The organism is Terrabacter sp. P5_B1 (assembly GCF_056400505.1).
On record NZ_JBFULD010000094.1, the window covers coordinates 1 to 12,904 of the forward strand.

The following is a 12,904-nucleotide window of genomic DNA, read 5'->3' on the forward strand; positions in this document are numbered from 1 at the left end:
CGCCGTGTGCGTGCTCACCTGGTCCTCGTGCACGGGTCGCGCCTGTCGAGCGCCCAGTGGGCGCCGCAGGTGCCGCTCCTGCGCGACCACGTCGACCTCACCCTCGTCGACCTTCCCGGCCACGGCCGGCRCGCCGTGGAGGAGTTCACCCTCGCCCGAAGCGTCGAGGTCATCGACGACGCCGTCCGCGCCGTCCCCGCCGGCACGCCGGTCGTGCTCGTCGGCCACTCCCTGGGCGGCTACGCCGCGATGGCGTATGCCGCAGCCCACCCGGGTGCCCTGGCCGGGCTCGTCCTCGCGGGCGCGAGCGCCACCCCCACCGGACCCGGGGCCGCGCTCTACCGCGGGGTGGCGGCGCTGACCGACCGGCTCGGCCCCGAGCGCATGACCCGGATCAACGACCGTGTCCTGCACCGGCTCTACCCGGCCGAGCGCGTCGACCCGGTCATCGCCGGCGGCTACTACTTCGACCAGACCCCGGCCGCCTGGCGCGAGGTCATGACGCACTGCCGGCCGTCGATGCTGCACGCGGTGCGCTGTCCCGTGCTGCTGCTCAACGGGCAGTTCGACCAGTTCCGCGTCGGGGCGCGGGCCTACCTGCGCGCCTGCCCCAGCGCCCGGGTCGAGATCGTGCGACGGGCGAGCCACTTCGCCAACCTCGACCAGCCGGACGCCTTCGCCCAGGCCGTCCTGCGCTTCACTAGGCGGGTCGTCGATTCGGCGCCGCGCGCCTGATCGGGGACAATCGGGTCCGTGACCGACGTGATGAGCCCTCCCGCCCAGGAGACCGGAGCCGTGCTGCCCCCGCTGCGCATCGGCCGCCACGTCATCGAGTCGCCGGTCGTCCTCGCCCCGATGGCCGGCATCACGAACCGCGCCTTCCGGCGCCTGTGCCGCGAGTACGGCAACGAGGGCACCGCGATCGGCGGCGCCAGCGGGGCGACGAGCCTCTACGTCAGCGAGATGATCACGTCGCGTGCGCTCGTCGAGCGCACGCCCGAGTCGATGCGCCTCATCGAGCACGACCCCGACGAGAACCCCCGCTCCATCCAGCTCTACAGCGTCGACCCGGCCACGGCGCGGGCCGCGGCCCGGATGCTCGTCACCGAGGACCGCGCCGACCACATCGACCTCAACTTCGGTTGCCCCGTGCCCAAGGTCACGCGCAAGGGCGGCGGCTCGGCCCTGCCGTGGAAGAAGGACCTCTTCAAGGCCATCGTCGGCGCCGTCGTCGAGGAGGGCGCCAGGCGCGACATCCCGGTCACCGTCAAGATGCGCAAGGGCATCGACGACGACCACCTCACCTTCCTCGACGCCGGTCTGACCGCCGAGGCGGAGGGTGTCGCCGCGGTGGCGCTGCACGGCCGGACCGCGGCGCAGGCCTACTCCGGCACCGCCGACTGGAGCGCCATCCGGATGCTCAAGGAGACCGTGACTTCCGTCCCGGTCCTCGGCAACGGCGACATCTGGTCCGCCGAGGACGCCCTGCGGATGGTCCGCGAGACCGGCTGCGACGGCGTCGTCGTCGGCCGGGGTTGCCTCGGCCGCCCGTGGCTCTTCACCGACCTCGCGGCAGCCTTCGCCGGCACCTCGGCGCGGGTGACGCCCACGCTCGGGGAGGTCGCCGACACGCTCCGGACGCACACGGCATACCTCTGCGACTTCTACGGCGAGGAGGAGCGCGCCTGCCGCGACATCCGCAAGCACATCGCCTGGTACCTCAAGGGATTCCCCGCCGGGTCGACCATCCGCAACTCGCTCGCCCTCGTCGACTCGACGGCGGCGCTGGACGCGCTGCTCGCCTCTCTCGACCCGGACGAGCCGTGGCCCGGCGAGGCTGCGGAGGGACAGCGCGGGCGGGCGGGGTCGTCGCGCACCGTGGCGCTTCCCGACCGCTGGCTCGAGTCGCGCGAGCTGTCCGAGGAGCACCGCCGGACCATCGCCGAGGCCGAGCTGTCGGTCAGCGGCGGCTGACCCTCACTTCAGCCAGACGCTGAGCGGGCCGAGCCGCTCGCACCCGGCCGCGACCGCTGCGTCGACGCTCGCACCGGCCTCCCACCCCACCAGGGGTATGCCGCCGGCGACCTCGCGTGCGGCCGCCGCGCCTGCAGCCCAGGCCCTCTCCACGTCCCCGTCGCGGGCGAAGAGGTTGCCGAGGCCGGCGACCTCGCCCGTGACGTTGACGATGGCGCCCGCGACGACCGGGGACGCAGGGTCGTCGGACGCCCTGGCGCCGAGGACGTGGACGCCGGGCTCCTCGAGCAGTGACGGGCGCAGGATGGCCTCCGCGTCGGGGTCGCTCGCCCACGCGCGCACCCAGTCGGCCATCTCGTCAGCTGTCGTGAGCCGCTGCCAGGCCCTGCCCGTCCCCGGCGTCGGCACCGAGGGGTCGAGCCACACCCACTCGCCCACGACGAGCCGGGCGAAGTCCTCCATCGACAGGTCCAGACGGGCCCACGAGTCCTTGACCGAGCAGCCGTCCGAGTCGTCCACGCGGGCCAGCACGTCGTACTCCCCGGCCGCGGGCGAGAGGGTCACGGCGTCGGGGTAGTAGGGGGGTGTCCGGGTCGACGCGGTCCAGGCCACGTCGTCGGTCGTGCACGAGACCCCGAGCGAGCGCGCCACCGCGTCGCACCAGAGGGCGTTGTTCCGGGCGGCGAGGGCGATGCGATCGGTCACGTCGTCGATCCTCCCAGCGTCGGAGGTCACTGGCAGGATCGGGTCATGCGTGAGGGTGGATCCGCGGAGCGGCCGGCAATCTTCTTCGACGACGCCGAGGACTTCCGCGCCTGGCTCGAGGCCAACCACGAGAGCGCCACCGAGCTGTGGATGGGCCTGCACAAGAAGCACGTCGGAGACCGAGGCCTCCAGTGGGCCGAGGCCGTGCGCGAGGCGCTCTGCTTCGGCTGGATCGACTCGACGTCCCAGCGGATCGACGAGGACGCCGTGCGCCAGCGGTGGACGCCGCGCAAGCCGGGCAGCAACTGGAGCACGGTCAACATCAACGCCGTCGCGGAGCTGACGGCGGCGGGGCGGATGCGTCCTGCGGGGCTGGCCGCGTTCGCGAGGCGGCGTGAGGACCGCTCAGGGGTCTACGCCTACGAGAGCCGTGAGCGCACGTGGCCCGACCGCTACGAGGCGATGCTGCGCGCCGACGAGCGCGCATCCGCCTTCTGGGACGGGGCCACGCCGTCGTACCGCAAGGTCGCGACGAACTGGGTGCTGACGGCCAAGCAGGAGGCGACCCGCGACAAGCGCATGGCCGAGCTCGTCGAGGACTGCGCCAACCTGCGCCTCATCAGGATGCAGCGCTACGGCACCGAGCCGGCCTGGGTGCGACGGATGCAAGCCGAGCTCGGCTGAGCCGACCCCGACCCGCGGCGCTCGATCGGGGTCAGCGCTTGCCCTTGGGCGCGATGATCTCGGTGTGGCCGCCCTTCTGGTCGGCCTTCGCGTGCTTGTCGGCCCGCTTCTCCTTGATCGACTTCGACTTGGTGGTCATGTGGGACCTGGGCGACTTGTCGGCCATGATGCGCTCCTGAGCTCGGAGACCTGAGCGGCCTCATCGCCAGTATGCGCCCGACCGGCCGGCCCTCGCCTCCGAGTTGTTTGCCGTGTGCCGTGCCCCGGTCGCCTGCGTGTTGCCGCTTAGAGTTCCGATGTGGGCTACGAGGTGCGGGACCGGGAGCGCTGGGTCGCGGAGGACCCCGCGCAGAAGCGCGCCGACCGTGACGACTTCGCCCGCGACCGGGCGCGGGTGGTCCACTCGTCCTCCCTGCGCCGCCTCGCCGCCAAGACCCAGGTCCTCGCGCCGGGCCACGACGACTTCGTCCGCAACCGCCTGACGCACTCGCTCGAGGTCGCGCAGATCGGGCGCGAGTTCGGGGCGGCCCTCGGCTGCAACGCGGACGTCGTCGACACCGCGTGCCTGGCCCACGATCTCGGCCACCCACCCTTCGGGCACAACGGCGAGACCGTCCTCGACGAGATCGCCTCTGGCATCGGCGGATTCGAGGGCAACGCGCAGACCCTGCGCCTGCTCACCCGGCTCGAGGCCAAGCGTGCGCACCCCGACGGCACGTCCGCCGGACTCAACCTGACGCGGGCGAGTCTCGACGCGACGACGAAGTACCCGTGGGGGCGCGGCGACGGGCCGGACGGGACGCGGAAGTTCGGCGTCTACCCCTCCGACCAGGCCGTCTTCGACTGGATCCGCGAGGGCGCCGAACCGCGACGCCGGTGCCTCGAGGCCGAGGTCATGGACTGGTCCGACGACGTCGCCTACTCCGTCCACGACGTCGAGGACGCCATCGCCTCGGGCTGGATCGACCCGCGCGTGCTCCCCTCCCGCGACATGGCCGACGTCATCGACGTCGCGGGTCGCACCTATGCCCCCGACCTCGGGGCCGACGCGCTGGGAGGCGCGCTGGAACGCGTCCTTGCCTCCGGAGCGGTGCCCACGGCATACGACGGCTCACGGGGTGACCTCGCCCGCCTCAAGGACATGACGAGCCGGCTCATCGGGCACTTCGTCCTCGTCGTCGAGCAGGCCACGCGCGAGCGGCACGGCCCGGGGCAGCTGTGCCGGTTCGAGGCCGACCTCGTCGTGCCGGACGACACCCGCGCCGAGTGCTCAGTGCTCAAGGCGCTGGCCAACCACTTCGTCATGACCACCGACGAGCGGCTCACGGTCATGGCGGGGCAGCGGGACGTCGTGCGCGCCGTCGTCGAGGCGTATGCCGCCCGCCCCGAGGAGCGCCTCGACGCGGCCTTCCGCGCCGACCACGCCGCGGCCCTCGACGACGGCGGACGACTCCGGGTCGTCGTCGACCAGGTGGCCTCGCTGACCGACGTGCGGGCCCTCGCCCTGCACAGCCAGTGGTGCCGGTGACGAGGCCCAGCCGGGGGAGCACCTAGAATCACGGGCAGCGACAGGAGGCAGATGGCGGGGTTGATCAACAGCGAGGACATCGCGGCGGTCAAGGCGCGGTCGTCCATCGAGGACGTCGTGCGCGAGCACGTGACGCTGCGCTCCGCCGGTCCGGGGTCGCTCAAGGGCCTGTGTCCCTTCCACGACGAGAAGACGCCGTCCTTCAACATCCGTCCGGCTGTCGGCGCCTGGCACTGTTTCGGCTGCGGTGAGGGCGGAGACGTCATCTCCTTCATCCAGAAGGTCGACCACCTCAGCTTCTCCGAGGCTGTCGAGCGGCTGGCCTCGAAGCTCGGGATGGAGCTGCGCTACGAGGACGGGGCGCGACCGCGCGAGGAGGGGCTGGGGCGGCGCAGCCGCCTCGTCGAGGCACACCGCGTCGCCGAGGAGTACTACACCGAGCTGCTCCTCGGCAGCCAGGCGGCTCGAACCGCGCGGGACTTCCTCCGCGCCCGCGACTTCAACAGCGAGCACGTCAAGCAGTTCGGCATCGGCTTCGCCCCCCGCGACGGTGAGGACCTCGTGCGACACCTCCGCGCCAAGGGTTTCACCGACGACGAGCTCGTCACCGGCGGCATCGCGGGCCGTGGCTCGCGCGGCCTCTACGACCGCTTCCGGGGCCGACTGGTCTGGCCGATCCGTGACATCACCGGAGACACCGTCGGCTTCGGCGCGCGCCGCATCTTCGACGACGACCGCATCGAGGCGAAGTACCTCAACACCTCCGAGACCCCGATCTACAAGAAGTCGACCGTGCTCTACGGTCTCGACCTCGCGAAGAAGAAGATCTCCCAGGGCCGTCAGGCCGTCGTCGTCGAGGGCTACACCGACGTCATGGCCTGCCACCTCGCCGGGGTCGAGACCGCCGTCGCCACGTGCGGCACGGCGTTCGGCGCCGACCACATCAAGACACTGCGGCGCCTGATGCGCGACGAGGCCGGYCTGGCGCCGGCCAAGGTGATCTTCACCTTCGACGGCGATGCCGCTGGGCAGAAGGCCGCGATGCGGGCCTTCGCCGACGACGAGAAGTGGACCTCGCAGTCGTTCGTGGCTGTCGAGAAGTCCGGCAAGGACCCGTGCGAGCTGCGCCAGGCCGGCGGCGACCCCGCCGTGCAGGCGCTCATCGAGGACGCCGTGCCGATGTTCGAGTTCGCGGTCCGGACGACGATCAAGCGCTTCGACGTCGCGACCGCCGAGGGGCGCATCCAGGCGGTGCGCGCCGTCGCGCCCATCGTCGCCTCGATCCGCGACCAGTCGCTCCGGCCGGAGTACACCCGCGAGGTCTCCGGCATGCTCGGACTCGACGTCGAGCAGGTCGCGACCGAGGTCTCCCGGGCGGGCAAGATCAAGGTCGAGGAGGACGCCCGCGCCGACCGCAACGGCGGCGACGCCCGCGGCGGTCGTGACGGTCGTGACGGTCGCGGCGGTCGCGACGACGGCGAGCCGAGCGCGGCGGAGACCGCCGGGGTCATGCCGGTACCCGACCGCCGCGACCCCGTGGTGCACGCCGAGCGGCAGCTGCTCCAGGTGCTGCTCCAGTTCCCGACGGTCTTCAAGCCCGGCGCCATCGACCTGCTGACGCCCGACGCCTTCTCGGCCCCTGCACACCGTGCGGTCTTCGACGGCATCCGCATCGCCCACCACACCGGTGACCAGGCCAACGCCCGGGCGTGGACGTCAGCCGTCACCGAGGCTGCTCCCGCGCCCGTCGCCGGCTTCGTCAGCGAGCTCGCCGTGGACACGCTGCCCACGCGGATGGACCCCAACACCGGACTGCCGACCGCGCGCTACGTGGACGAGCTCTTCGCCCGCGTGCGCACCATCGCCCTGACGCGCCGGATCGCCGACGCGATGAGCGAGATGCGCCGTCTGGACCACGCGGAGACCCCGGCGCCCGAGCGGACGCGTGAGCTCGGCATGCAGCTGCAGACGCTCCAGCGCGAGCTCGCGGCGCTCAAGGCGGGAATGGGCTGATGGCACTCTTCGAGCGGCGGCGCCGACCCCCGCTGCCTGCGGACGTCCGAGCGGCCGTGCCCCTCGAGAGCGGGGAACGGCTGCTCGCGTGGGCGCGTGACGAGCGGAGCGGCGCGCACGTCGTTGCGACCACGCACCACCTGGCTCTCGTCGACGCCGGCGGTGCCCTCCTCTGGAACCGACCGTGGCACGAGGCGGAGTCCGGCACGTGGCAGGGGGAGTCGTCCCAGCTCACGGTGACGTGGGTCGACCGCGGCGCGCCGGCACGGTGGCGACTGACCGAGCCCTCGCTCATCCAGCAGGCCCTGCGCGAGCGTCTCCAGGCCAGCGTCGTGCTCGCCGACGAGTTCCGCACCGCAGGGCGCCGCACGGTACGCGTCGTGATCCGTCAGGACCTCGCCAGCGGCGATCTGCTCGAGCAGACCATCCCGGGCAAGGGGGTCGACCTCAGCGACCCTCTGGTGGCCGGCGAGGCGGCGCAACGGATGGCTCGACTGCGCTCCGAGGTGGGTCGGTGAGAGCGTCCGTCGGCGCGTCAGCGCCGACCCGGGGAGCGGCTGACGGAGAGCTCGCAACCCCGATTTAGTGCTGGCCCAGTCCCTTTGCTATGGTTTCCCAGCAGCATTCCCCTGTAGCTCAATTGGCAGAGCAGCCGGCTGTTAACCGGCAGGTTATTGGTTCGAGTCCAATCGGGGGAGCCGAAGGAGAGGGCCCCGTCACCAGTGGTGACGGGGCCCTTTCTCGCACCTCCGCGGATGCATCCCTCTCGGGAGGCGGTGGGAAGGTGTCAGCGGCTGCTCGCGCCCGCGTCGGCAACGCCGGCGCGCCCGATGTCGTCGAGGGGGGTGTCCACCGTGCCCGTGCCCGTGACACCGGTAGCGGGGTGGCCCGTGCGCCGGCCGCGGCCGCGGCGGTTGAGGCGGCGCTCGACCCGGCCGGCGACGACGGTGAGGCCGTAGTTCAGCAGGATGAAGATGATCGCGACGAAGATGTAGGCCGCGATCGTGTTGCTGTAGGCCGTGCCGATGTCCTTGGCCGCCTGGAGCAGCTCCGGGTAGAGCACGGCGGTGCCGAGTGCGCTGTCCTTGAGGATCACCACGAGCTGCCCCACGAGGGCCGGCAGCATCGCTGTCAGGGCCTGCGGCAGCTGGATGGAGCGAAGCGTCTGGCCCTGGGTCAGGCCGATGGAGAGGCCCGCCTCAGCCTGTCCCTTGGGCAGTCCGAAGACCCCGGAGCGCACCAGCTCCGCGATGACCGATCCGTTGTAGAGCGTCAGACCTGTCACGACGGCGGCGAGCGGATTGACGTCGTTGGTGAAGACGCCGTTGTTCGAGTAGTAGCGGTAGGCGAAGTACATCATCAGCAGCACCGGGACCGAGCGGAAGAACTCGACGACGACACCGCATACCCAGCGCACCGCCCGCACGTGCGAGAGGCGACCCAGGCCGAACGCGAGCCCGAAGGCGATCGCCAGCACGATGGAGATCGCGGAGGCCTTGAGTGTGTTGATGAGTCCCGGGATGAGGTAGGCGGTCCACACGTCCGCCGTGAAGAGCGAGGTCCACATCGAGGGCTCGAGCTGACCCTGCGCGGCGAACTTCCACAGGACGAGCGCGACTCCCCCCGCAGCGAGGAGGAAACCGATGACCGTCAGGATCGCGTGGCGACGCCGGGCCCGTGGCCCGGGGGCGTCGAAGAGGACGTTCTGTGCACTCATCGCTTCACCGCCAGGCGCCGTGACATGGACGTGAACAGCATCCCGACCGGCAGCGTCAGGATGACGAAGCCCATCGCGAAGACGAGGAAGACGCCGAGGCTGGCCGTCTCGTTCTCGATGATCTCGCTCATCAGCAGCGAGGCCTCAGCGACGCCGATGACGGACGCGACCGTGGTGTTCTTCGTCAGGGCGATCAGCACCGAGCCGAGCGGCGCGATGGATCCTCGGAAGGCCTGGGGGAGGATCACCTCGCGCAGGCTCTGCGTGAACGTCAGCCCGATCGAGCGGGCCGCCTCGGCCTGCCCGACCGGCACCGTGTTGACCCCGCTGCGCAGCGCCTCGCAGACGAAGGCGGCGTGGTAGACGGAGAGCCCGACGATCGCCCAGCGGATGTTGTTGTCGACGATCGACGTCGAGGACTTCGGGTCGACCAGGTTGATCTGCAGGATGTAGAGCACACCCAGTGAGCAGAAGACGAGGATGAGGGTCAATGGCGTGTTGCGCACCGTGTTGACGTAGAAGGTGCCGAGCCGGCGCAGGATCGCGATGGGCGACACACGCATCACGGCGAGGACCGTGCCGATCACCAACGCCCCGATCGCGGAGAAGACGGTGAGCTTGATGGTCATCCAGAACGCGCCGAAGATCGCGTACTTCTCGAAGAGGTCGAGCACTACGCACCTTTCCGCAGGTGATTGACACCGTTACCGGGTCGTGCGGTCACTCTGGGCGACCGCACGACCCGGCGATCCGGCTGGGTTTGGTCAGGAACAGGCGGCCGGGGTGGGCGGGTTGCCGGGGCCCGGCTTGTAGTTGGCCGGTCCGAGGTTGTTGGCGATGGCCTTGTCGAGCGAGCCGTCGCTCTGCATCTTCTTGATCGCGTCGGTGATCTTCTGGCAGAGGGCCGTGTCGCCCTTCTTGAGGCCGATGCCGTAGTTCTCGGTCGAGAAGGGCTTGCCGACGAGCTTGAACTTGCCCTTGTTCTCAGGCTGCGCGGCGAAGCCGGCCAGGATCGCGTCGTCCGTCGTCAGGGCGTCGACGCCACCGGTGGCCAGGGCCGGGAGGCACTCGGAGTAGGTGCCGAACTCCTGCAGCTGGACGGTCTGCGCGAACTTGTCCTTGACCTTCTGCGCGGACGTCGAACCCTTGACCGAGCAGAGCTTCTTGCCGTTGAGGCTGTCCGGCCCGGTGATCGAGGTGTCGTCGGCGCGGACGAGCAGGTCCTGGCCGGCGACGAAGTAGGGACCCGCGAAGGAGACCTTCTCCTTGCGCTTGTCGGTGATGGAGTACGTCGCGACGATGAACTTGACCTGACCCGTCGAGATGAGGTCCTCGCGCTGCGCGCTCGGAGCCTGCACCCACGTGATCTTGTCCTCGGGGGTGCCGAGCTCCTTGGCGACGTACTTGGCGACGTCGATGTCCATGCCGGTGTAGTCGCTGCCCTTCTTGAGGCCGAGGCCGGGCTGGTCGAACTTGATGCCGACCTTGATGCCCTCGGCGCCGCCGGTGCCGCTCCCGCTGTTGCCGGAGCCGCACGCGGCGAGCGTGAGCGCCAACGTCGCAGCCGCCGCAACGGCTCCGAGTCGTCGTGCCTTCATGTGGGTTCCTCCCTGAGTGGTTGCCAGCGGCACGCGGTGCGCGCCGCTCCCTGTCGTTAGGTCTGGCTGCTGCAGATGGTTCAGTGCGTGAGGATCTTGCCGAGGAAGTCCTTGGCGCGGTCGCTCTTGGGGTTGGTGAAGAACTCCTGGGGCGTGCCCACCTCGACGATCTGGCCGTCGGCCATGAAGACGACTCGGTCGGCCGCCTTGCGGGCGAAGCCCATCTCGTGGGTCACGACGATCATCGTCATGCCCTCCTTGGCCAGGCCCACCATGACGTCGAGGACCTCGTTGACCATCTCCGGGTCGAGCGCCGAAGTCGGCTCGTCGAACAGCATGACCTTGGGTCCCATGGCCAGGGACCGGGCGATGGCGACGCGCTGCTGCTGGCCGCCCGAGAGCTGCGCGGGGTACTTGTCGGCCTGCGCCTCGACGCCCACACGCTTGAGCAGCGTCGTCGCCTGCTGGTCGGCGTCGGACTTCGACTTCTTGCGCACCTTGATCGGCCCGAGCGTCACGTTCTCGCGAATCGTCTTGTGTGCGAAGAGGTTGAAGGACTGGAAGACCATCCCCACGTCGGCGCGCAACTGGGCGAGCGGCTTGCCCTCCTCGGGCAGCGCCTTGCCGTCGATCGAGATGGTGCCGGACTCGATGGTCTCGAGCCGGTTGATGGCGCGGCACAGCGTCGACTTGCCGGAGCCGGACGGTCCGAGGACGACGACCACCTCGCCCTTGCCGACCGTGAGGTTGATGTCGCGCAGAACGTGCAGCTCGCCGAAGTGCTTGTTCACCCTGTCGATGACGACCATGGGGTCACGAGGCGTGTCCGGGGTGCGGTCGCTCGGCGCCGCGGCGCTGGGTTTCACGTCGTCCATCCGGGAAACCTATCGGCTCCAGCGGTCAGCAAGCACACTCCGCGCCGAGCGTGCCCGAATCGTGAGGAGCCCTGGGGGGCGCCGTAACCGACGGGAACGTCAGGAAACCGACATCTCAGGCGCGGGTGTGGAGGTCGCCGCCGTCTGGGTCGCGTGCGCCGCTAGCTCGTGGGCACGGAAATCGTACCGATGTCTGTCGACGAGCTGCTCGATGGATTGGCAGGGCTGGATGGGCTGGATGGGCTGGACGGATCGGTTGACGGGGTGGTGGTCGGTGAGTCCGTCGTCGTGGTTGTGGTCGTGGTGGTCGGTGAGTCCGTCGTCGTGGTTGTGGTCGTGGTGGTGGTTGTGGTCGTCGTGGCGGTCGACGGAGTCGTCGTCGTGCTCGGCGGCGACGTCGTCGTCGGTGGGACGGTCGTCGTCGGTGGGACGGTCGTGGTCGCCGGGACCGTCGTGGTGGTCGAGGACGGCGTGGTGCTCGTGGGGGTGGGCGTGGACGTGGTCGAACTGGGTGCACTCGTCGTCGTCGACGGAGGCTCGGTCGTCGGCGTACCGCCGGGCGTCGTCGGTCCCGTGGTGGTCGGTGTCGTGGACGGCGGACGGCCGCCCGTGCTCGTGGGCACCGAGGGGATCACGCTGGCATCGGTGATCGGGACGTCGCCGTCCGCGACGGCGTCGACGAGGCGACTGGTCGGGTCGAACACGAGGTGCGGGACGGCGGCATACGGCACGGACGCTGTGTCAGACGGCGGGAAGCCGAGGTACGGGGCGGGGTCGACGTAACGGTCGTTGAGGATGACGTCGAAGTGCAGGTGGCATCCGGTCGACCAGCCGGTCGTGCCGCTGAGACCGATGACCTGACCCTGCGTGACGACCTGGCCCTCCGTGACGAGGAAGGTGGACTGGTGGCCGTAGGCCGTCTTCAGTGTCGGGCTGTGCTGGATGATCGTGCGTCCGCCCCACGAGGCCGAGACGCGGGCGTAGACCACGGTGCCGTCGGCCGCCGCGTGGATCGGGGTGCCGCACGCCGCGGCGAGGTCGATGCCGGTGTGGAACATCGGACGGCCGAGCAGCGGGTGGATGCGCGGTCCGAAGGGCGAGGTCTCGCCGCCGGCCACCGGGCGGACGAAGAGCGGCCGGCCGATGATCGGGGCCGCGATGGCCTCGGCTGTCGCTGGTGCGAGGCTGATCGACGGGAACATGAAGAGGCCGCCCCCGATTCCGGCCGAGAATGCAGAGCCGGTGGGGACCCCGGTGGCGGCGTCGGTGACGTCGGTGACCGCAGTGACGTCGAGCGTCGAGAGCTCGGCACGCGCCCGGTCCACGGCATCGACGGCCTCCTGCACCGCGGTGGAGGAGCCGGCGGCCAGCACGACGGACGCGACCGGTGCCGCCGGGGTGGCGCCGCCGAGGAAGGGCAGGAGCGCGAACAGCACCAGGATGGTCGCGAAGGGCACGAAACGGCCCTTCACCCGGATGCTCAGGACGCGTGGCGCGGTGCGCTCACCGGCGTCTGTCACCGTCAACTCAGCCCCCTCGAGCCACTCCTGGTCTCACCGTCGACGTCTCCCGGCGAATGTCCCCAACACCGGAGCCCGAACCGACACGCCCGTCCGACGGGCCGGTTGCTCCACCATAGGTGGGCGGGTTTGCGGCCCGGGTCGTTCCGGCAAAACCGGGCGAGGCACGTTGCGACAATCTTGCGTAAACTCCGGCATTTCGGGACGCCTATCTTGCAGTCCGCGGGGCACTGTGTTCAGTGCGGGGGAGCAAGACCGACCGAACCTCGGGGGACAGGTCGGAGCAGGAC

13 protein-coding genes and 1 tRNA gene are annotated in these 12,904 nt (G+C 70.5%); 7 read left to right on the forward strand and 7 right to left on the reverse strand.

The window, feature by feature from the left end:
- Both AC1DP0_RS09055 and dusB read left to right on the forward strand, forming a co-directional pair.
- A partial coding sequence (locus tag AC1DP0_RS09055; RefSeq protein WP_478083855.1) for an alpha/beta fold hydrolase occupies window positions 1–735 on the forward strand: 735 nt, incomplete at its 5' end.
- Between the two features lie 30 nt (window positions 736–765).
- The gene (gene dusB, locus AC1DP0_RS09060) at window positions 766–1,974 is read left to right on the forward strand and encodes a tRNA dihydrouridine synthase DusB (protein ID WP_478083876.1); all 1,209 of its coding nucleotides are present in this window, start codon (window positions 766–768) and stop codon (window positions 1,972–1,974) included.
- A 3-nt stretch (window positions 1,975–1,977) separates the two neighbouring features.
- On the opposite strand, the gene AC1DP0_RS09065 is transcribed toward dusB, so the two are convergent.
- A complete protein-coding gene (locus tag AC1DP0_RS09065; RefSeq protein WP_478083857.1) occupies window positions 1,978–2,679 on the reverse strand; it encodes a hypothetical protein in 702 nt (233 codons plus the stop codon).
- Window positions 2,680–2,724: 45 nt separating this feature from the next.
- On the opposite strand from AC1DP0_RS09065, the gene AC1DP0_RS09070 reads away from it, so the two are divergent.
- Window positions 2,725–3,363, forward strand: coding sequence for a YdeI/OmpD-associated family protein (locus tag AC1DP0_RS09070; RefSeq protein WP_478083859.1), 639 nt, complete (start codon window positions 2,725–2,727; stop codon window positions 3,361–3,363).
- A 31-nt stretch (window positions 3,364–3,394) separates the two neighbouring features.
- Here the strand turns inward: AC1DP0_RS09070 and AC1DP0_RS09075 are convergent, their stop codons facing one another.
- Window positions 3,395–3,529 (reverse strand): hypothetical protein, encoded by a 135-nt coding sequence (locus AC1DP0_RS09075; RefSeq protein WP_478083860.1) that lies wholly within the window; start codon window positions 3,527–3,529, stop codon window positions 3,395–3,397.
- Between the two features lie 132 nt (window positions 3,530–3,661).
- Between AC1DP0_RS09075 and AC1DP0_RS09080 the strand changes: the two genes are divergently transcribed.
- The 4 genes from AC1DP0_RS09080 (at window position 3,662) to AC1DP0_RS09095 (ending at window position 7,602) form a co-directional block, all read left to right on the forward strand.
- Complete coding sequence (locus AC1DP0_RS09080) at window positions 3,662–4,891, forward strand: deoxyguanosinetriphosphate triphosphohydrolase (RefSeq protein WP_478083862.1); 1,230 nt, start codon at window positions 3,662–3,664, stop codon at window positions 4,889–4,891.
- Window positions 4,892–4,942: 51 nt separating this feature from the next.
- Entirely contained in the window at window positions 4,943–6,904 is a 1,962-nt protein-coding gene (gene dnaG / locus AC1DP0_RS09085) for a DNA primase (RefSeq protein WP_478083866.1), read from the forward strand.
- Window positions 6,904–7,422, forward strand: a complete 519-nt coding sequence (locus AC1DP0_RS09090) for a hypothetical protein (protein ID WP_478083869.1) — start codon at window positions 6,904–6,906, stop codon at window positions 7,420–7,422. The genes dnaG and AC1DP0_RS09090 overlap by 1 nt, the downstream gene beginning before the upstream one ends.
- A 107-nt stretch (window positions 7,423–7,529) precedes the next feature.
- Window positions 7,530–7,602 (forward strand) — tRNA-Asn (locus tag AC1DP0_RS09095).
- An 89-nt stretch (window positions 7,603–7,691) separates the two neighbouring features.
- On the opposite strand, the gene AC1DP0_RS09100 is transcribed toward AC1DP0_RS09095, so the two are convergent.
- The 5 genes from AC1DP0_RS09100 to AC1DP0_RS09120 all read right to left on the reverse strand — a co-directional run bounded on the left by AC1DP0_RS09100 (window position 7,692) and on the right by AC1DP0_RS09120 (window position 12,614).
- Window positions 7,692–8,621: an amino acid ABC transporter permease gene (locus tag AC1DP0_RS09100; RefSeq protein WP_478083871.1), complete on the reverse strand. Its 930-nt coding sequence runs from the start codon at window positions 8,619–8,621 to the stop codon at window positions 7,692–7,694.
- Window positions 8,618–9,295 carry an amino acid ABC transporter permease gene (locus AC1DP0_RS09105; protein ID WP_478083872.1) on the reverse strand — a complete coding sequence of 226 codons (678 nt, stop codon included), beginning with the start codon at window positions 9,293–9,295 and terminating at the stop codon, window positions 8,618–8,620. The genes AC1DP0_RS09100 and AC1DP0_RS09105 overlap by 4 nt, the downstream gene beginning before the upstream one ends.
- A gap of 90 nt (window positions 9,296–9,385) precedes the next feature.
- On the reverse strand, window positions 9,386–10,219 hold the full coding sequence (locus AC1DP0_RS09110; protein WP_478083874.1) for a glutamate ABC transporter substrate-binding protein: 834 nt from the start codon (window positions 10,217–10,219) through the stop codon (window positions 9,386–9,388).
- Between the two features lie 80 nt (window positions 10,220–10,299).
- Window positions 10,300–11,028: an amino acid ABC transporter ATP-binding protein gene (locus AC1DP0_RS09115; RefSeq protein ID WP_478083878.1), complete on the reverse strand. Its 729-nt coding sequence runs from the start codon at window positions 11,026–11,028 to the stop codon at window positions 10,300–10,302.
- Window positions 11,029–11,255: 227 nt separating this feature from the next.
- Window positions 11,256–12,614: a M23 family metallopeptidase gene (locus AC1DP0_RS09120; RefSeq protein WP_478083881.1), complete on the reverse strand. Its 1,359-nt coding sequence runs from the start codon at window positions 12,612–12,614 to the stop codon at window positions 11,256–11,258.
- Window positions 12,615–12,904 lie beyond the last annotated feature (290 nt).